The organism is Melioribacter sulfuriphilus (assembly GCF_051488685.1).
Taxonomy (GTDB): domain Bacteria; phylum Bacteroidota; class Ignavibacteria; order Ignavibacteriales; family Melioribacteraceae; genus Melioribacter.
This window is the reverse complement of the sequence record NZ_JBPSEH010000002.1, coordinates 156583-176606: the sequence shown is the minus strand read 5'-3', so window position 1 is coordinate 176606 and position 20024 is coordinate 156583. Positions and strand designations below refer to the sequence as shown.

Here is a 20024-nt window from a genome sequence, read left to right as displayed (position 1 = left end):
AATATGAGAAAAATTACTTTTTTCATTTTTGTATTCTATGTATCACTATATCCTCAAGTGGAATTCAACAAATATTTTCTGGATAAAACATTACGAATTGATTTTTATGAAACAGGCGATAAAAATAATGAGATAATTTCAATTAACAGATTAATTGAAGAGAAGTATTGGGGTGGTTCAGACGTCAACTTAATTGATACGTTTTTTTATGGAAATTATTTCTTCAAAGTTTATGATTTACACTCCAACAAATTGATCTATTCACGAGGCTTTTCAACCTTGTTTCAAGAATGGCAAACCACTGACGAAGCCGATACTGTCGTCAAAACATTCACGTGCTCTGTGACCTTTCCATATCCTAAGTCAAAGGTTAGAATCGAAATCGATAAGAGGGACCGAAATGGTAAGTTCGTAAATAAATTTACTTATACAATCGATCCGAATAATTATTTTATAATTAAAGAGCAATCGAAAAAATATGAAGCTTTCAAAGTCCATTATAGCGGAGATCATCACAAAAAACTTGATATAGTGATCGTCCCCGAAGGCTACACGAAAGAGGAAATGGAAAAATTTCATAATGATTGTGATCGATTTGCCGAATATCTTTTTGAATTCTCACCATTTTCTGAATCAAGAGAAAAAATCAACATTTGGGGAATTGAAGCCCCTTCAGAAGAAACCGGCACTGATATTCCTGCAGAAAATATCTGGAAAAATACTCTTGTTAATTCCAGATTTTATACCTTTGATAGTGAGCGATATTTAATGACTGAAGATTATTACAGTGTAAGAGACGTTGCATCAAATGCTCCATACGATCAGATATTTATTTTAGTCAATACGAGCAAATATGGCGGCGGGGCAATTTATAATTTTTATAACGTTACAGCTTCCGACAATCGATTGTCTAAATTGATTTTTGTACATGAATTTGGTCACGGATTAGCAGGACTTGCCGACGAGTATGCAGACACTACAACGTATAATGAATTTTATAATCTTGCCATTGAGCCGTGGGAACCAAATATTACGACACTTGTAAATTTTGATTCCAAATGGAAATCATTAATCGACGAAAATACACCTGTTCCGACACCTAACGATTCAATCTACGCCAACAAAATTGGTGTGTTTGAGGGTGGGGGTTATGTTTCAAAAGGAGTCTACAGGCCTACACTCAACAGTTTGATGAGGTCGTTCAGTTCAAGTGAATTTAATGAAGTGTGCCGAAAAGCAATTATTAAAGTAATTAATTTTTATTCTGAATAATGGATCAGAAAAAACTAATAAAGACTTTTGACACAATTGCTTCGGGAAATTTTAAAACAGATACCGAACTGCTTAAATATGTTCTCGAAGAGATAGTAAGTAAAGAACAATTTAACTTAAACGGCGGAAGACTCTGGAAACTCGATGCCTCGTCGGCTGCTTATAAATTGGTATTGCAAATCGGAAATTTGACCAAGATCCCCGAAAATTATATGCTATCGATAGCAGAAAATCCGATTCTGGAAAAGATTGCACAGGAACGCACAATCTTAGCAGATGAAACCGACATGACTTTGCTTTCGAAAGGAATTTTTAGGTATTCCGCTTCGGGTGTCGGTAAGAAAATTAATGTGAATGGTAAAAAGTATTACGAATATCTGCTCGCTGTTAACAGTGAACAGATTGGTGTAGAATTACGCGACACATTAAATGCGCTGGCCACCGTATTAACTTCAAAATTACGTGAAAGATATCTTACAGCAATCAGGAAAAATCTGATAAAAGACATCGACAAAGCAAAAGAGTTACAAAGGAGTATTCTTCCGGAGCATCAATACAATTTTCATTTTTATGAAATATTTGGAGTTACAATTCCCGCGGAAATAGTAGCCGGTGATTTCTATGATTATTTAAAAATTGGTGAAGACGAAGAGAGGCTTGGCATAGTTGTGGGTGACGCAGCTTCGAAGGGGCTTGCAGCTGCAGCCGAAGCAATGTATATTTCCGGTGCAGTTCGAATGGCTTCCACTTTTCAGGTAAAAATTTCGCCGATGATGTACAGACTAAATCAACTTGTCAATAAAATATTCAGCGACGATAAATTCGTCTCGCTCTTTTATTGCGAATTGTCCGTCGACAAAAAAGGACTTTGTCTTTATTCCAATGCAGGGCATAATCCTCCTTTATTCTACAAAAAGAGCACGAATTCATTTATTAAATTATCTCCGACAGGTCCGCTGCTCGGTCCAGCTCCCAATTCTAAATATGAAACCGATAGTATTAATTTCGACAAAAATGACCTGCTTGTTATTTATACAGACGGTGTTACGGAAGCAGCCAACAATAAATACGAATTTTATGGAGAATCGAGACTATCAGGTATAATCAAAAAGAACTCGAATCTTACTGCAAGAGATGTAGCCTATGCAATTCTTGATGATGTAACAAAATTTTCTACAGGTGAAAGCAAGTATCAGGACGATAAAACCATCGTTGTAATAAAAAGGAATGAATGATGGATTTAGTAGAAAAAATTTTTAACGCGGGAGTGGTTGGGGCTGGTGGCGGAGGTTTCCCTTCCCACATAAAGGCAAGATCCAGAGTAGAATTTTTATTGGCTAACGGTGCTGAATGCGAACCGTTAATTCACAAAGATTACGAACTAATGGTTCATTTCCCCGAAAAAATTATAGAAGGAATTGAGCAGCTTGCAAAACATGTCGAAGCAAAAAAAACTTTTATTGGCATAAAAGAAAAAAATAAAAAAGCTATTGACTCGATTGCCGATTCGATTAAAGACCCAACGATAAATCTTTCTCTCCTGGGCGATTTTTATCCTTCCGGTGATGAATACGAACTCGTTTATGCAGCAACAAACAGATTAATTCCTCCGCATGGCTTACCTTTAGATGTGGGCTGTCTGGTCAATAATGTTGAAACTCTATATAACATATCAAATGCGGTAGAAGATATTCCAGTTACACTTAAATTCCTTTCTGTAACGGGTGCTGTAAAAAATCCGAAATCTTTTTTCGTACCGGTAGGAACGAGTTTCAAAGAATTGATAGAACTTGCTGGCGGAACAACGCTGGATGATTACGGTATTTTTGTCAGTGGAATTTTGATGGGAAAGTTAACATTTGACTTAGATGAGCCGGTAACCAAAACAACAGCGGGAATAATTATACTTCCCCAAAATCATTATTTGATAAAAAGGATGGAACGCCCAATTCACGATATGAACAGAATCGGAAAATCTGCCTGCGATCAATGTAGTTACTGCACTGAATTCTGCCCCCGTTATTTTCTGGGATACGACGTTCAACCTCATAAAGTAATGCGTTCTCTGGCTTTCACAACAACAGGAGAAAGTGTTTGGAATCAATATGCCGACCTGTGTTGTTCGTGCGGGCTCTGCTCGCTTTACGCTTGCCCTGAAGATCTCTATCCTCGTGAAGCTTGCAATCAGGGGAAAGAATATTTAAGAAAAAATGGCATCAGATATAATCAAACAAAAGAAGTCAAAGTTCATCCTATGAAAGAAGGCAGAAGAGTGCCTCTTAAAATGTTAATGAAAAAACTACAACTTACAGATTATGACAGACCGACACCATTTGAAGAAATTAAATATACTCCCAAACGTGTAAAATTATTACTTAAGCAACATGCAGGTCAGGCTGCTAGACCAGTAGTTAAATTAAACCAAGAAGTAACCAGAGGTGAACTGATTGCCGATATCGAACCCGATAAAGTTGGGGCAAAGATTCATGCTTCGATTGATGGTGTGATAAAAGAAATTACAGATAATTTTATAATAATTGAAAAGGGAATATAATGAACTCACTGGGATTAGTTGAAATGACGAGTATTGCAGCGGGGATGCAAGCTGCAGATATAATGCTAAAAACTTCGAACGTAGAATTGATATTATCACGCACAATTTGCTCGGGAAAGTATATGGTACTTATTGGTGGAGAGGTAGCAGAAGTTGAAACCGCTGTAGAAAACGCAGTCAATCAATTATCTTTCGGAATAATTGATACATTTGTTATACCGAATGTTCATAAAGATATTTTCCCTGCACTGGCCGGGCATTCTAATGTTGAAATGCTTGAAGCACTCGGAATTATTGAATCGTTCTCAGTTGCATCTTTAATTGAAGGAGCCGATGCAGCAGTTAAAGCCGCAAGCGTAAAACTGATTGAAATTCGACTTGCCATGGCACTCGGTGGAAAAGCATTTTGTACTTTAACGGGCGAAGTTGCCGCAGTTCAGAGTGCAGTCGATGCAGGTGCAAAGGTAATAGCTGATAGAGGATTGCTCGTCAATAAAGTTGTTATTCCCAGACCACGCAAAGAATTACTTAGTGAGATGATATGATTACTCGTATTGTTTTGGTACTACACAAATGAAGACAAAATTTGTATTCTCTGAGATGTTTTTGTATTGGTGGTATTCATTTGGAAGTACCAGCGCAAAGTCGCCCTCTTTTAATGTGTGCTCGTGCCCTTCCTTATCCACCAGAACACCGTATCCTTCAATTACATAATTCAACTGTTCATAATCGTGGCTATGGTAGGGAGTATATCCGCTTGGTTCAAGTGTAAAAACACGCATCGAATATGCTGGTGTGCCGTCGGCCGAAGAAATTGGAATTTGTTTGTGTACTTTATATGCGCCTGCCATTTCAATCAGGCGATCTTCCATTTCTTTTATATTAATTATTTTCATAATATCTCCTAAATCTCACTTTAATTATATAATTTAAATATAAAAATATCAATAAAATATGAACCTCTCAGATAAATACGGCAAATGGGCAATTGTAACAGGTGCTTCTTCTGGAATAGGAAAAGAATTCGCATTTTATCTTGCAAAAGAAAAAATGAATTTAATTTTGATATCACGTAGAAGTAAGGAAAAACTCGCAAAACATTTAAGAGATCAGTACGGTACGGAGATAATTACACTCGATCTAGACCTGAGCGTACCTGAAAATTTAGAAATTGTTAAAAAAGAAATTGAAGTACGGGATATCGGTATTTTAATAAATAATGCTGGTTTCGGAAAGGCGGGCAATTTTATGAAAAACGATATTGGTACATATATAGAAATGATTAATTTGAATTGCACTGCACCTGTTTACTTGACTCACATTGCGCTTGATAAAATGTTGAAGAAAAAAAGAGGCGCCATAATATTTTTAGGAAGTCTGGTAGCTTATCAACCTACACCGTATATGTCAGTTTACTCGGCTACAAAATCGTTCGATTTGACATTTGGATTGACTCTCTACAGCGAATTAAAAAAAGAGGGGATCGATATTCTTGTTATAAATCCTGGTTCTACTAAAACAGAGTTTCATCAAGTTGCCGGCTCCAGTGGAGGATTTATTCAAAGAGGAGCCGACGAAGTTGTAAGAACTGCAATGAAATCTTTGGGTAAAAAGCCGACTGTTCTTGATGGTATAATTAATAAAATATTAGCTACTGCCGGGAGAATAATTCCTGTTAAATTATCTTTATCAATTGCGGAAAAAATTGCCCGCTCAATTTATGTGAAAAATTAGAATCTGATTTTTTGTACGTCTTCGAGTCTGATGGTTTTGAGGTCGTCGTCGGATGGATTAATTAAAGATGCGATCCTGTTCTCTTGATTGCTGATTGCTGAATAAAGAACGTTTCGTGCTGTCATAGCATTTCTAAAATTGACGTCTCGTTTTTCATAAAGATCGTTGAAAATTTCAAGCAACATTTGAAGTGCTCCCTCGTCGAGCGAGTAACCATGTTTATCTGCGATGTAATATGCTATCGTTAAAAGTTGTCGTGGAGTATAATCTTCGAAATAGAGCACCTGTGCAAAATAGTCGGATAAATTGGGATTTTTCTCTATGACAGAAGTTGCATCGTCAAAATTATCCGCCAATATTACAACGAACTTATTCTTATGAAAATTTATTCCTTTAAGAATTGCATCGAAAGCTTCTTTGCCAAAATCTTCGGTAAAGAGCTTCGAGAAATTATCAATCATTAATATACCACCGAGTGAATCTTTAATTAATTCCTCAGCTCGCAATTGAGTTGAATCCTGAAAATTTCTAACAAGGTCTGCTCGTTCAACTTTAATTAGGTGTCCTTTTGAAAGAATACCGAGTTCACGTAATATATTGCCGAGCAATTTTGCCACTGTGGTTTTTCCCGTTCCGTCGTTGCCGATAAAAATTGCATTCATATTTTTTTCAATAACATGGAGACCCTTTTCACGTTTAAGTTGTGCAATTTTTGAACCGCTTATTAATTTCAGTATCCCTTCTTTTACTTTTTCGAGACCAACAAGTGAATTGAGTTCATCCATATATTCTTGAAGTTTCAGGGGATCACCTTTAACTCTGTATTCACTGGCGTTATATGTAATTCCAGTAACTTCATTTATATCTTCCAGAATTATAGTATTCATAATATCTTCCGTGCGATCTTTCGAATCGAGGTCTGCAATTCTTAGTAAAAGTTTCTTTTTTAATCTTTCGAGTAGATTCCGAACTATACGTGCGTTGCCGAATTTTTTATCGCGATGTACATATAGTTCTTTAAAATAACTTAAAAGAGCTTCTTCGGCATCTGAAGCAAGTTTTTTATTTTCATTCGAAAGAGCACGTTTAATGATTTCCATCATTTCATCAGGAGTGTAGTCTTCAAAGACAATTGATTTAGTAAATCGTGATTCGAGACCGGGATTGCTGTAGATAAATTGTTTCATCTCCTCGGTATAACCGGCAGCAATCACAATAAATTTGCCTCGGTCGTCTTCCATTCTTTTTAAAAGGATATCGATAGCTTCTCTACCGAAATCGGAATTGCCTCCGCCCGTTTTTGTCAATGAGTATGCTTCGTCGATAAATAAAGTTCCGCCGATGGACTTATCGATAACTGCTTTGGTCTTTTCGGCAGTTTGTCCTACATAACCTGCTACCAATCCCTGCCGATCCGTTTCTACCAGATGACCTTTACTCAAAATGCCGAGGGCTGAAAATATTTTACTGAATAAACGCGCAACTGTGGTTTTACCTGTGCCGGGATTACCTAAAAACAGATAATGGTCAGAAAATTTTTCGGTTAAATTTTCACCTTCCTCAGCGAAGAAACGAGCAAGTTTGACCAGCTCATTTATTTCTTTCTTAACACCTGCAAGTCCTACAAGATTATCCAATTCATTAAGAGCTTCAGCTAAAAGCTCTTCATTAATAGGTGTTTTATATGTTTTACCTGCTACCGGTTTAAATACATTTTCGAGGTCGCTCTTTGTTATAGTGGTCAATATTTCTTTGCTTCTAGCAGAATCGGGTAACGATAATATTCTTTTGCTTAAGTTTAGTTTTGATTCATCCAGAATTTTTTTAATAAGTCGCGCATTGCCGAACGATTTATCCCTCTTTCTGTAAAGATTAATAAGTTCTTTTTTAAGGTAATCTTCAGCATCTTTGTCAAGTCTGTAATCTTCAGATTTAGCAGATTTTTTGAAAATATCAACAAGTTCATCAGGTGTATAGTCTTCAAAAATAAAAGTATGTGTGAATCTCGATTTAAGTCCGGGATTAGATTCGAGGAAATTATTCATTTCGTCTGGATATCCTGCTGCGATAACAACAAATTCCCCTTTTTTGTCTTCCATTCTTTTCAATAAAATATCGATCGCTTCCTGTCCGAAATCCTGAGTGCTACTACTTTTTTTGCTAAGAGTATATGCTTCGTCGATAAAAAGAACGCCGCCCAGTGCATCTTGTATAACTTTTTCTGTCTTTTGAGCCGTCTCACCTATATACTGTCCTACCAGTGCTGCTCGATCGACTTCAACGACATGGCCAGAGGGTAGTATACCCATTGCTTTTAAAATATTACCGATCAAACGAGCAATTGTAGTTTTACCTGTACCTGGATTTCCAAGAAAAATGGCATTAATAGCTATCTTTTCTTCTGATTTTAATCCGTACTTTTTTCTTTCCTTAATGAATTCAAGATATGTTACAAAGTCGCGAACAGTTTGTTTGATTGTTTTCAGTCCTATAAAAGAATCGAGTTCACCAAGCAACTCCTCGAGGGATTTATCGTCAGGAGGTCTGGTGTAATTTTGGGAATCTCTGGTTTTTAGAATTCTTTTTTCTTCGTGTTTTTCGTCTTTTTCTTTTATGCGAAATTCGTTTATGCCGAAATATTTTTCACCAACCTTAAATTCATTTACGTATAACTCTAATTTGCCCTGACCTTTCTTCCAGAATCCTGGTAATTCAGAACCAATGTTTTGAGTGAATATAACCGAGTCCCATTCTTTTGGAACGTTCAATTTAAAGTTTGCAGTGCCAACTTCTATATCGTCGATGTATGATATAATTTTGCAATTATATTCGCGGTCGTTTTTATTGAATTCAGGATTGTCAAAAATTACTTCCACGCTAATCCAGCTGCTATTTTTGTCGATTTGTTTGTAGTATTCGCGTGCTCTGGTCTTTGATTCACGTTCCGGATCGAAAATTTTTATTGAGATCAACTTAATATGCTCATTGGGATAAAGGAGGGTGCTACTTTTAAATTGAGAAGGCTTTTCGTCTGTTTTCGATAAATCAGGCAAAATAAATTTGCTTTCTTTAGTTCGACTGATCGATTTATCTTCTTCATCAGTTTCCATCTCTCTAAATTTTAGCAGGGAATTATAGATAAAATTAAACTTTTTGTTCTGAGCAAATTTTACTTTAACCTCTTCAGCTTTACGATAAGCTGGGAGATATTGAAAAAGATAAAACATCGATTCGATATTGAGTAGCTCGGTTTCGTCGCGGTAATACTCGGAATACTGGAGTAACTTTTCTGATACTAACAACGCAAACCAGTATTCTTTTTTATTCAAAGCGTCGGTAGCAAGTCCCAGTAATCTTTCGGAATCTTTTTTACCAAGATTTTTATTTATTTCGGAGATTTGAATAGCCTGTTGAAGAAGCAATTTCAAGTCATTTAGCTTTTCGTTTCCTTCAACTGTCAATAAGGGAGAACTAGTTAATAAATTGAGAGCTTCTCGATATTTTTTTAAACCTGCCAAAGCTCGTATTTTTGTAATCAGCGTCCATTTTAATAAATTTACTTCGTTTTCAATCGATTTGTTGATATCGGCAAGGGCGCCTTCATAAATACACATACGCGAAAGGAGATAAGCCCTGTGAAAGCGAATTCGGGAAGAGTCGCTATCAAGTTCAACGGCTAAATTCGCATATTCGAGAGCTTTAGTCGGATTTCCATTTTCGAGATACGCCCACGCCAACGATATAATCGCTTCAGGGTCGTTCGGTCGAAGTGAATATAATTTTTCTGCAGCAGTAAGCGCTAAACGATATCTGCCATTCCACAAATGTTCGTATATTTCGGTTTGAAGATTATTTAAATCTTCGTTCATCATAGGGCAGTATGATAAATTGATTTTTTGTTAAATAAAATATAAAAAGTTAAGTGGATTTACTATAATTTAAAAAATTTTTTGCTATATAGAACCATTAAGGATTATACACGTCTTAACAGGCAACAAGCGGAGTTATCATGAAAGCTAAGATTATAATTCTACTTATGCTTGCAATTAATATTGCAGGATGTGGAGTCTGGGGAATAAGGGGCAGCGGAAGTTTAAGGACAGAAATGAGAGAGATAAGAAATTTCCAAAAAATTGAAGTTGGGGGAGCTTACGATATAAAAATAAAATGTGGCGAAAAAGAATCAATAGAAATTACTGCCGAAGAAAATCTTCTACCACTTATTGAAACGAAAGTAAAACAGAACCGACTTATTATTGACACACGCAGAAGCATTTCACCAAGAAAAGAAATAAAAATTGTTGTAACAGTACCTGAATTAAATTATATCGGATGCTCTGGTGCAAATAATATTCGTGTTTATAATGTTGATACAGAAGATTTTGACGTCGAATTGAGCGGAGCTGGAAATATAGAGATGGATGGTAGAGTTAAAACTTTACACGCAGAAATTTCTGGAGCTGGAAATTTTGATGCTAAATCCCTTAAAGCCGAGAATGTTTATATATCTGTCAGCGGTGCGGCAAGCGCAAGAGTATACGCATCAAAATATCTTAACGCATCAGTATCAGGCGTCGGTTCAATTGATTATTATGGCGATCCAGAAAAAACAAAAACGAATGTTTCTGGAATTGGTTCGATCAGCAGGAAATAATTGTTTTCAGGAAATTACTTTTTTATATATTTGCTCTACATCTTCATATAAAATAGAAAGGCAAATATGACAGCAAAAAATCCTTTGGTAAGCATTTTAATGGGAAGCGATTCAGATCTTCCCGTAATGAAAAAAGCTGCCGAAATTTTGGAACAATTTGGCATTTTATATGAAATGAGGATCTTATCAGCTCACAGAGTGCCGAATCATTTGAAGGATTATGTTGAAAAGTTAAGCACAAGGGGCGTTAAAGTAGTAATTGCCGGGGCGGGTTTGGCTGCTCATTTACCAGGCGTAGTTGCTGCCTACACTCATCTGCCCGTCATTGGTGTGCCACTTAAAAGCGGTGCTTTACAGGGAATTGATTCATTACTTTCGATAGTTCAAATGCCAGGTGGAGTGCCTGTAGCCACAGTTGCAATTGATGGTTCAAAGAACGCCGCCCTTCTTGCAATCCAGATTTTAGCCACTTACGATTCAAATCTCTCAGAAAAAATTATTCAATACAAAAAAATGATGGAAGAAGAAGTTCTTAAAAAAGATTCAAGTCTCAATCAGTAAGACTCTCATAAATTTACACTCCTTAGTGCAGGGTTCATAACTTGAACCCTCTCTTTAAAAAATTATTATCTCTCTTAATCATTTTGCACAAAAAAAGAGAAAAATAATAGCATATTAAGACACGATATACTTTATAAATTTAGAATTCATATTTTACTTTTCTCACACTTAGGAAAGTTAAAAGCAAAAAAACGGACACTAACCTCATTTTTTACACATAAATAAGTCATTTCAGTTTTAAATTTTTGGCATATTATCTGTATATAATTAATAACCTAAATAAATAAGAGAAATATAACATGGATGACAATATTTTTCAGAAATATCCGAAAAACGACCGTAGTAATTTAATAGCTATACTGCAGGATATTCAGGAAATTCATGGCTATTTGCCCGAAAAAGAACTACGTAAAGTAGCCGAACACATCGGAATGTCTTTGAGCGGTGTTTACGGTGTTGCCACATTTTACAATCAATTTCGTTTAACACCACTTGGAAAGAATATTATACGAGTTTGTCGGGGAACAGCATGCCATGTTAAAAATTCCGCTAATATTTTAACGGCATTAGAAAACGAACTGGGCATTTGCGCCGGTCAAACTACACGTGATAAATTATTTACACTCGAAACTGTCGCATGTATCGGAGCCTGCAGTATCGCCCCGGTTATTAATATTAACGACGATTATTATGGACGAGTTACTGTAAAAGAAATACCCAAAATTCTCAATAAGTACAAAAAACAAGAACAAGCAGTGAGTATAGAATGAAAAGTTTCATTGAAAAATGCTGCGACCAGTGCTGGCATTCTCCCAGTACACCATGCGAACTTTTTGTAGTCTGCTGCCTGGAAGGACCCCTTTGTCACAAAGACGATAAATGCAAAGAAAAATATAAAAGTCTTAATGAAAAGCTTCGCTACGAATCAACAAAAGTCCCTGTAATATTTATCGGTATGGGCACCTGCGGACTGGCTTCGGGTGCAGATAAAGTAAAAGCTGCAATTGAAGAAGAACTTGCCAATGAAAATATTAAAGCTTTGATAGTACCTACCGGATGCGTTGGATATTGTGCCCGCGAGCCAATAGTCGATATTAAATTACCGGGTGAAGACAGGGTTTCATATTGTGAAATTCAACCCAAAGACGTCAAAGAATTGATAAAAACCACTATAATAGATCGAAAAATTTATAAGAAAAAATTACTCGGTACCTACGGCGAAACCAAAGACAATATTCCAAATATTAATGAAATTCCCTTTTTCAAAAGACAGAAAAAAGTCGTTCTAAAAAATTGCGGCGTCATAAATCCAAATTCAATCGACGAATATATTGCTTCCGGAGGATTTAAAGCCTTAGATAAAGCACTTCGAATTCTCAGTCCTGAAAAAGTTATTGAAGAAATTAAAACCAGTGGACTTAGAGGTAGGGGAGGAGGCGGTTTCCCGACTGGAATTAAATGGGAACTTGCATACAAAAAGAACTCGAATACTAAATATATCATTTGTAATGCGGACGAAGGTGACCCAGGAGCCTTTATGGACAGGTCTGTGCTGGAAAGCGATCCATACAGACTAATTGAAGGAATGATTATAGGAGCATACGCAATCGGTGCTTCTTACGGCTATATCTACTGTCGTGCAGAATATCCGCTTGCAATCGAAAGACTTGAAGAGGCAATTCTTAAATGCAGAGAATACGGTCTGCTCGGTAAAAATATACTTAATAGCGATTTCGATTTTGACCTTAAAATTAAAAAAGGAGCAGGCGCTTTTGTATGCGGTGAAGAAACTGCATTAATTGCTTCGATCGAAGGCAAAAGAGGCATGCCACGTCCCAGACCTCCTTATCCTGCCGATAGTGGTCTATGGGGTAAACCAACAGTGATAAATAACGTAGAAACTTTTGCAAATGTACCTTCAATCATAAACATCGGGTCGGCATGGTTTTCATCCATTGGGACGAAGTCGAGTAAAGGCACAAAAGTATTTGCATTGAGCGGAAAAGTTGTAAATAGCGGTCTGGTAGAAGTTCCAATGGGTATTACTCTGAGAGAGGTAGTCTTCGACATAGGTGGCGGTATTCCGAACAATAAAAAATTCAAAGCAGTACAGATTGGCGGTCCATCGGGTGGATGTTTGCCTGATTCTGTACTCGATACCGAAGTTGATTATGAATCATTAAGAGAAGTTGGTGCTATGATGGGTTCCGGCGGTTTTGTTGTTATGGATGAAGATACGTGTATGGTCGATGTTGCCAAATTCTTCCTAACTTTTATTCAAAATGAATCATGCGGGAAATGTGTACCGTGCCGTGAAGGTACTAAAAGAATGCTTGAAATCATTGAAAGAATTCCAGTCCGATACGGTACAAACGGAGACAAGACAGAACAGCTACAACGTTTCAAAGGGATTATTCATCTTCAGAGACTCGCTAAAGTTATTCAGGATACATCGCTATGCGGATTGGGTCAGAGTGCACCGAATCCAGTATTGTCGGGTCTTCGCTACTTCAGGGAAGAATACGAAGAACATCTGTTCGAAAGAAAGTGCAGTGCTAAAGTATGCAAGGAATTATTAACATACGAGATCGATCCGGATGCATGTAATGGCTGCGGTGTCTGTTTGCGTAAATGTCCCGCTGAAGCAATCATAGGCGAAAAGAAACAGCCGCATCAAATTATTCAGATTAAATGTACCAAGTGCGGTATGTGCTTTGAATCGTGTCGTTTTGACGCAATTAAAGTAAATTAATTTCTAACGGAGTATATTATGATAGAATTAACAATTAACGATATAAAAGTTAAAGCCGAAGAAGGAATGACTATACTCGAAGCAGCTAAATCCGTCGGGATTCATATTCCGACTTTATGCCATATGAAAGATTTATTCCCTTCGGGTGCATGCAGAATTTGCGTTGTAGAAGTGGATGGAATGAGAAATCTTACACCCAGTTGCGCTTTCCCTGTTAAAGAGGGGATGAAAGTTCAGACAAACTCGCCCAGAGTAAGAGTAGCAAGAAAAACAATTATAGAACTATTAATCGAAAATCATCCGCAGGATTGTCTGATTTGTGTTAGAAATAAGAATTGCGAACTCCAGGATTTATCAGAGCGTTACAATATCAGAGAACACAGATACGTAGGCGAAAAGAAAAGCCACGCAATCGATATTTCAAGTCCATCGATGGAACGCGATCCTGCTAAATGTATTTTGTGCGGAAGATGTGTAAGAACATGCAATGAAATCCAGAAAATTGGTGCAATTGATTTTACAAACCGGGGATTCAAAAGTAACGTAACAACTCCATTTAACAAAGGTCTAAATGTAAGCGATTGTATTCTGTGCGGGCAATGTATTTTGGTTTGTCCTACAGCGGCACTCCGTGAAAGAAGCCATGCAAAAGAAGTTGTAAATGCATTAAACGACAAAAAGAAATTCACGGTTGCTCAGATTGCACCGGCTGTCAGAGCAACTCTGGGTGAAGAATATAATCTTCCAATTGGTACGAATGTGACTGGTAAAATAATAACAGGTCTAAGAAGACTCGGTTTCGATAAAGTATTTGATACTAATTTTGGTGCAGATTTAACTATCCTCGAGGAAGCCACCGAATTAATAAATCGACTCGGCAATGGCGGAACTATTCCAATGTTCACAAGTTGTTGCCCTGGATGGGTGAAATTTGCAGAACAAAATTATCCCCATTTACTCGATCATATTTCTACCTGTAAATCACCTCACGAAATGGAAGGTGCTATAGTCAAGTCATATTATGCAAAAAAGATGGGATTGAATCCCGAAGATATTTTCGTCGTTTCGATTATGCCGTGCACGGTTAAAAAATTTGAAGCCAGCAGACCAGAACTTTCCGAAGCAAAATTACCTGACGTTGATGCAGTACTGACCACGAGAGAGTTAGTTCGTCTTTTCAAAGTTGCAGGTATCGATTTTAACGATTTGCCGGATGACGAGTTTGATAATCCTTTAGGCGAGTCGACTGGCGCTGCTGCAATATTTGGTACGAGCGGTGGAGTAATGGAAGCAGCTCTGAGAACCGCATATTTTAAACTTTCCGGCAAAGAGCTGGAAAACGTAGATTTGACAGACGTACGCGGTTTTGAAGGAGTAAAAGAATTTTCAGTCGACATTAACGGTTCCACAGTAAATGTCGCTGTGGTAAATGGAATCGGAAATGTACGTGGTATACTTGAGCAAATTGAAAAAGGAGAATCAAAATATCATTTCATCGAAGTTATGGCATGTCCTGGAGGATGCATAAACGGTGGTGGTCAACCAATTCATCAAAAACCGGAAAAAGTACAAAAACGCGCTCGCGCTCTCTATGAAATTGATGCAAAAATGAAACACAGAAAATCTCACGAGAATGAATCTATCAAAAAACTTTATAACGAATTTTTAGGTGAACCGAATAGCCATCTTTCTCACGAACTGTTGCATACTACATATGTCAACAGAAAAAAAATATTAGAAGAATTATGATTCTATGGGAATTGTATCAACCATAGGACAAAGATGTAAAAGATGCTATTCCTGCGTCAGGGAATGTCCTGCTCGAGCAATACGCGTATTAAACGGGCAGGCAGTAGTTATTGAAGAACGATGTATTGTCTGCGGGCATTGCGTCAAAGTGTGCTCTCAAAACGCCAAGCAGGTGCTCGACGATGTTGGAATTGTTTTCAATGAGTTTCTTCCAAGTTACGATACTTATGCAATTGTAGCACCTTCTTTTCCTGCATCATTTCCAGGAGTCGAAAAACAATTCATCACAGCTCTTAAAAAACTCGGATTTAAACGTGTAAGCGAAGCAGCTTTCGGCGCCGACCTTATAAGCGATAAATATAAAACTTATATCGAAAACAATCCTGGCAAAACAATAATTAGTTCACCCTGCCCAGCAATTTATAATTGGATTACAAAATATTTTGTGGAAATTGCCGATAACCTTGCTGAAGTCGTATCTCCAATGATAGCAATGGGACGATTCCTTAAGAAAAATTACGGCAACCATATTAAAGTTGTATTTATTGGTCCCTGCATAGCAAAGAAGAGCGAATACCTCGATCCGGAAGTCGACGACGCAATTGATGCTGTACTGACATTCAAAGAAATCAAACAAATATTTGAACAAAAACAGATAGATCTTAATTTGCTTGAAAGGTCGTCTTTTGATCCACCTCATGCCTACATGGGAAAAGCTTATCCGCTTACGGGCGGGTTGCTGAAAACTACAGATACTCACGGTGATATACTTGAAAAGGAAATTATTGTAGTTGAAGGAAAAGATAAAGTACAGGAAATTCTCAACGAGATTGCCGATAGAAAAATAAAATCGAAGTTTGTGGACATCCTTTTTTGTGAAGGTTGTATAAACGGTCCTGCCATCGATTCCGAATTAAATTATTACTCCCGTAGAGAAAAAGTAATTTCTTTTATCGAATCGGACATCAATTCTTTTGACAAAAAAGTATGGCAAAGCACTTTGTACAACAATCGGGATATTAATCTTTCAAGAAAATTTACGATCAAAAATCAACGGAGACCAACTCCACCAGAAGAAACAATTAGAGCCATACTGGCAAATTCAAATAAACTATCCAAGTCGGATGAACTCAACTGCGGGGCATGTGGATATCCAACTTGCAGGGAATATGCAATTGCTATTGCCAAAGGGTTGGCCGAAGAAGATATGTGTTTGCCTTATTTGATCGACAAATTAGAACAAGCTAATAAAGAAATAAGGGAAACGCAGGAGCAACTTGCTAATGCCGAAAAGCTTGCTTCCATAGGACAACTTGCAGCTGGAGTTGCTCACGAACTGAACAACCCACTCGGTTCTATATTAATCTATGCTTCTATGTTAAAGAAAAAAATAGAAAAACTTGGCGGCGAAAAACAAAGCATTGAGGACTTAAAATTAATAATTGAAGAGACGGAACGTTGTAAAAAAATCGTTTCGAACCTTTTGAACTTTGCGCGACAGGGACGTCTTTGCCTTGAAGAAATTGAGATCAAGTCGATTATCGACTCGATTCTTCAGTTAATTAAAATTCGCACAGAATTCGCAAATATTCAACTCAAAGTAGAAGATAAAACTGATGGCATTAAAATACAGTGTGATCGCGACCAGCTCAAACAAGCTTTTATGAACATTATTATTAATGCTTGCGAAGCGATGGAAAATTCTAAAGAGAAAGTCCTTTCAGTTGTTATTACAGGAACTGATAGCAAAGTCAAAGTAGTCATTATGGATACAGGCTGTGGAATAAAGCCGGAGTATCTCAATAGAATTTTTACGCCTTTCTTTACTACAAAAAAAATGGGAAAGGGAACAGGTTTAGGACTCGCAATTACGTATGGAATTATTAAAATGCACCGTGGAGATATTACGGTCAAAAGCAAACCAAACGAAGGCTCTGTATTTGAAGTGACTTTACCTATTAAACAAAATTATATGATATTGAATTAAAAAGGATGGTGTTAAAATGGACGTAAAAAAAATACTGTTAGTCGATGACGATATCGATTTACTAGAACAGAACAAAGTATTATTAGAATCCAGAGGATATAAAGTAATTACAGCAGAAAACGGGATCGATGGCTGGGAATTGTTCCAAAAAGAAAATCCTGACGTAGCGATAATCGATCTGATAATGGAAGAGATGGATTCAGGTTTTATATTATGCCATCGAATTAAAAAAAGAAACCCCAACGTACCAGTTTTTATTGTAACTTCGGCACCATATACGACAGGTTATAAATTCAGCGCTTCTACAAACGAAGAAAAAGAATGGTTGAAATGTGACGGAATTCTGAATAAACCAATTGTCATTGAGGAATTGATAGCGAAACTAAAAAACATGTAATAAATTATTTAATGGATGAAAAATCCAAAATATTAATTGTTGACGACGAAAATGGATTACGATTAGGTACGGAACGGCTTCTTGTTGAAGAAGGATACCATGTCGAAACTGCTTCGAACGGTGAAGATGGGATACGCCTTGGTAAGTCAAAAGAATTCGATGTTGCAATAATCGATCTAAAAATGCCGGATGTGGACGGATTGACCGTACTCAAGGAAATTAAATCCGTCCATCCCAATACAGTGTGCTTTATTGCAACTGCATTTGCAAGTTATGATACAGCTATTGAATCGACACGCCTTGGTGCTTTCGGCTATATACCCAAACCTTTTTCTCCTGAGGAAATAATTTATCAAATCGAGCAGGGCATCAATCAACGTAAATTAATTCTTGAATCGGAAAAACTGAAAAAGGAACGTGAAGAAAATCTTCTCGAATTAGCAAACGAAAAATCACGCCTCAATGCAATAATAAAATCGATTAACGACGGCATCCTTGTAATAAATAAGAATGCCGAACTTGTCTATTATAACTATGCCGCGCTCAAGTTTCTCGACCTCACAGAAATTGAATTAGGTAGTAAAATATTAAATATACTTCCGGAAAAAGTAGTCAAGACCGTAAATAAACTTTTTGACTCTGAGACATTTCACTTAAAAAGTTATTCACAGCAAATCGAACTCAAGCCGAATAATGAACTTATAGTGGAATTTTCAACCACTCCTATTCCAAATTCCGATGGTAGTCTTGCTGGTGTTGTTTTAATCATCAGCAACATTACAGAATACAAAAAAATAGAATTGCTGAAATCGCAGTTTGTATCGATGGTCGCACATGAACTGAAAGCCCCACTTGCTGCAGTTCAGGGTTATTTGAATGTATTAATTGACAAATCGATACAATTGCCGCCAGAGAAACAGGAAGACTATATTAGACGTTCCATTACACGCCTCAAAAGCTTAACCGATCTTGTAAACGATCTTCTCGATATCTCTAGAATTGAATTAAACACGAAACAAAGAGAAATTGAAGAAATCGATCTCCGCGAAATAATCGAAAATTCGATTCAATTTTTCGAACTCGACATAAAGAAAAAGAACATTTCGATTACAACACATCTAGAAGAAAATCTCCCCTTAATAAATGCGGATCATAATGAAATAACAAGAGTGGTCACCAACCTGTTGAGCAATGCAATAAAGTACAATCGTCTTAACGGTAAAATTAATATAGAACTATATAAATCCCATAATTACCTTGCGCTAAAAATTAGTGATAGTGGTATCGGTCTTAAGGTAGAAGAAAAAGCAAAACTTTTCAATGAATTTTACAGAGCCAAAAATGAAATGACGCGCGGTATTAGCGGTACCGGTTTGGGATTGAGTATCGTCAAAAAAATTGTCGACTCTTATCACGGGAAAATTGAAGTGGAGTCCGAATTTGGTAAAGGGACTACATTTATAATCAATTTACCCATAAACATAAAATAACTTACAGGAGTGACATATGGCTCTAATTGCAATCATCGATGATGATCCGGACATCCTCGACAGCAGTTCAATTGTACTCAAATCGCAAGGGCATAACATAGTTACTGCCGGCAACCCTCACGACGGCTACAAAATCGTCGTCGAACAAAAACCCGATTTGATTATTCTCGACGTTATGATGGATGAGCCGGATGATGGTTTCTATCTTGCTCAAAAATTTCGTAAAGAAGGAATTAAAACCCCAATTTTAATGTACACCTCGGTTTCAAAAGCCACAGGCATGGAATACGATAAGAGTGAAATGGTACCCGTAGACGACTTTGTAGAAAAACCGATTTCACCGTCAGAACTAATTAATAAGGTCAATAATTTGTTGAAAGCAAAGGAGGTGAAATAAGATGCTGGTTTTAGAAAAAAATGCAATGACCGAAGAGATAGAACGACTTGTCGAAAAATATGGTCGTTCCAGATCTTCTTTGCTTCCGATACTTCAGGATATTCAACGAAAGCATAGGTATATCCCCGACTTTGCTCAGCAGGAGATAGCGCGTTTACTCGATATTCATCCCGTCGAAGTCTACAGTGTAATTACTTTTTATTCGTTTCTGAGTACAACACCTAAAGGGAAATATATCGTCAGGCTATGTCGAACCATCGCCTGCGATATGCAAGGCAAGGAAGCAGTTGCTAAAGCTATCGAAAGAGAACTCGGCATTAAATTCGGTCAAACAACAAAGGATAATAAATTCACGCTCGAATATGCCAACTGTTTAGGAATGTGCGACCAGGGTCCGGCAATGATTGTCAATGAAAGAGTATATACAAAATTGACACCCGAAAAAGCCGTTCAAATTCTGAGTGAATTAAAGTGAGG

Annotated in this window: 17 protein-coding genes; 15 read left to right on the top strand and 2 right to left on the bottom strand. The window is 37.1% G+C overall.

The annotated features are described in order from the left end of the window. Positions 1–3 precede the first annotated feature (3 nt). The 4 genes from ACSSV9_RS04010 to ACSSV9_RS03995 are packed head-to-tail and all read left to right on the top strand — an operon-like array spanning position 4 to position 4371. The gene (locus ACSSV9_RS04010; RefSeq protein WP_437345941.1) at positions 4–1272 is read left to right on the top strand and encodes a M64 family metallopeptidase; all 1269 of its coding nucleotides are present in this window, start codon (positions 4–6) and stop codon (positions 1270–1272) included. Next, positions 1272–2507: a PP2C family protein-serine/threonine phosphatase gene (locus ACSSV9_RS04005; RefSeq protein ID WP_437345940.1), complete on the top strand. Its 1236-nt coding sequence runs from the start codon at positions 1272–1274 to the stop codon at positions 2505–2507. The genes ACSSV9_RS04010 and ACSSV9_RS04005 overlap by 1 nt, the downstream gene beginning before the upstream one ends. Then, complete coding sequence (locus tag ACSSV9_RS04000) at positions 2504–3826, top strand: 4Fe-4S dicluster domain-containing protein (RefSeq protein ID WP_437345939.1); 1323 nt, start codon at positions 2504–2506, stop codon at positions 3824–3826. The genes ACSSV9_RS04005 and ACSSV9_RS04000 overlap by 4 nt, the downstream gene beginning before the upstream one ends. Beyond that, positions 3826–4371 carry a BMC domain-containing protein gene (locus ACSSV9_RS03995; RefSeq protein WP_437345938.1) on the top strand — a complete coding sequence of 182 codons (546 nt, stop codon included), beginning with the start codon at positions 3826–3828 and terminating at the stop codon, positions 4369–4371. Before ACSSV9_RS04000 ends, ACSSV9_RS03995 begins: the two co-directional genes overlap by 1 nt. On the opposite strand, the gene ACSSV9_RS03990 is transcribed toward ACSSV9_RS03995, so the two are convergent. Further along, the gene (locus ACSSV9_RS03990; protein WP_437345937.1) at positions 4372–4722 is read right to left on the bottom strand and encodes a cupin domain-containing protein; all 351 of its coding nucleotides are present in this window, start codon (positions 4720–4722) and stop codon (positions 4372–4374) included. Positions 4723–4780: 58 nt separating this feature from the next. Here ACSSV9_RS03990 and ACSSV9_RS03985 point away from each other — a divergent pair, with 58 nt between their 5' ends. Next, on the top strand, positions 4781–5560 hold the full coding sequence (locus ACSSV9_RS03985; RefSeq protein WP_437345936.1) for an SDR family NAD(P)-dependent oxidoreductase: 780 nt from the start codon (positions 4781–4783) through the stop codon (positions 5558–5560). On the opposite strand, the gene ACSSV9_RS03980 is transcribed toward ACSSV9_RS03985, so the two are convergent. Beyond that, positions 5557–9432 (bottom strand): AAA family ATPase, encoded by a 3876-nt coding sequence (locus tag ACSSV9_RS03980; RefSeq protein WP_437345935.1) that lies wholly within the window; start codon positions 9430–9432, stop codon positions 5557–5559. The genes ACSSV9_RS03985 and ACSSV9_RS03980 overlap by 4 nt on opposite strands. A gap of 137 nt (positions 9433–9569) precedes the next feature. Between ACSSV9_RS03980 and ACSSV9_RS03975 the strand changes: the two genes are divergently transcribed. The 10 genes from ACSSV9_RS03975 (at position 9570) to nuoE (ACSSV9_RS03930) (ending at position 20022) form a co-directional block, all read left to right on the top strand. Beyond that, on the top strand, positions 9570–10214 hold the full coding sequence (locus ACSSV9_RS03975) for a head GIN domain-containing protein (RefSeq protein ID WP_437345934.1): 645 nt from the start codon (positions 9570–9572) through the stop codon (positions 10212–10214). 66 nt (positions 10215–10280) lie between these two features. Then, positions 10281–10775, top strand: coding sequence for a 5-(carboxyamino)imidazole ribonucleotide mutase (gene purE, locus ACSSV9_RS03970; protein ID WP_437345933.1), 495 nt, complete (start codon positions 10281–10283; stop codon positions 10773–10775). A gap of 299 nt (positions 10776–11074) precedes the next feature. Further along, on the top strand, positions 11075–11545 hold the full coding sequence (gene nuoE / locus ACSSV9_RS03965; protein ID WP_437345932.1) for an NADH-quinone oxidoreductase subunit NuoE: 471 nt from the start codon (positions 11075–11077) through the stop codon (positions 11543–11545). Continuing rightward, the gene (locus tag ACSSV9_RS03960; protein ID WP_437345931.1) at positions 11542–13527 is read left to right on the top strand and encodes an NADH-ubiquinone oxidoreductase-F iron-sulfur binding region domain-containing protein; all 1986 of its coding nucleotides are present in this window, start codon (positions 11542–11544) and stop codon (positions 13525–13527) included. The genes nuoE (ACSSV9_RS03965) and ACSSV9_RS03960 overlap by 4 nt, the downstream gene beginning before the upstream one ends. Before the next feature lie 18 nt (positions 13528–13545). Next, the gene (locus ACSSV9_RS03955; RefSeq protein ID WP_437345930.1) at positions 13546–15276 is read left to right on the top strand and encodes an NADH-dependent [FeFe] hydrogenase, group A6; all 1731 of its coding nucleotides are present in this window, start codon (positions 13546–13548) and stop codon (positions 15274–15276) included. 4 nt (positions 15277–15280) lie between these two features. Then, entirely contained in the window at positions 15281–17263 is a 1983-nt protein-coding gene (locus ACSSV9_RS03950) for a [Fe-Fe] hydrogenase large subunit C-terminal domain-containing protein (RefSeq protein WP_437345929.1), read from the top strand. Positions 17264–17279: 16 nt separating this feature from the next. Beyond that, complete coding sequence (locus ACSSV9_RS03945; RefSeq protein WP_437345928.1) at positions 17280–17660, top strand: response regulator; 381 nt, start codon at positions 17280–17282, stop codon at positions 17658–17660. Positions 17661–17671: 11 nt separating this feature from the next. Next, positions 17672–19150, top strand: coding sequence for a sensor histidine kinase (locus ACSSV9_RS03940; protein WP_437345927.1), 1479 nt, complete (start codon positions 17672–17674; stop codon positions 19148–19150). A 16-nt stretch (positions 19151–19166) separates the two neighbouring features. Then, positions 19167–19547, top strand: a complete 381-nt coding sequence (locus ACSSV9_RS03935) for a response regulator transcription factor (RefSeq protein WP_437345926.1) — start codon at positions 19167–19169, stop codon at positions 19545–19547. Position 19548: 1 nt separating this feature from the next. After that, positions 19549–20022 (top strand): NADH-quinone oxidoreductase subunit NuoE, encoded by a 474-nt coding sequence (gene nuoE / locus ACSSV9_RS03930; RefSeq protein WP_437345925.1) that lies wholly within the window; start codon positions 19549–19551, stop codon positions 20020–20022. Positions 20023–20024 lie beyond the last annotated feature (2 nt).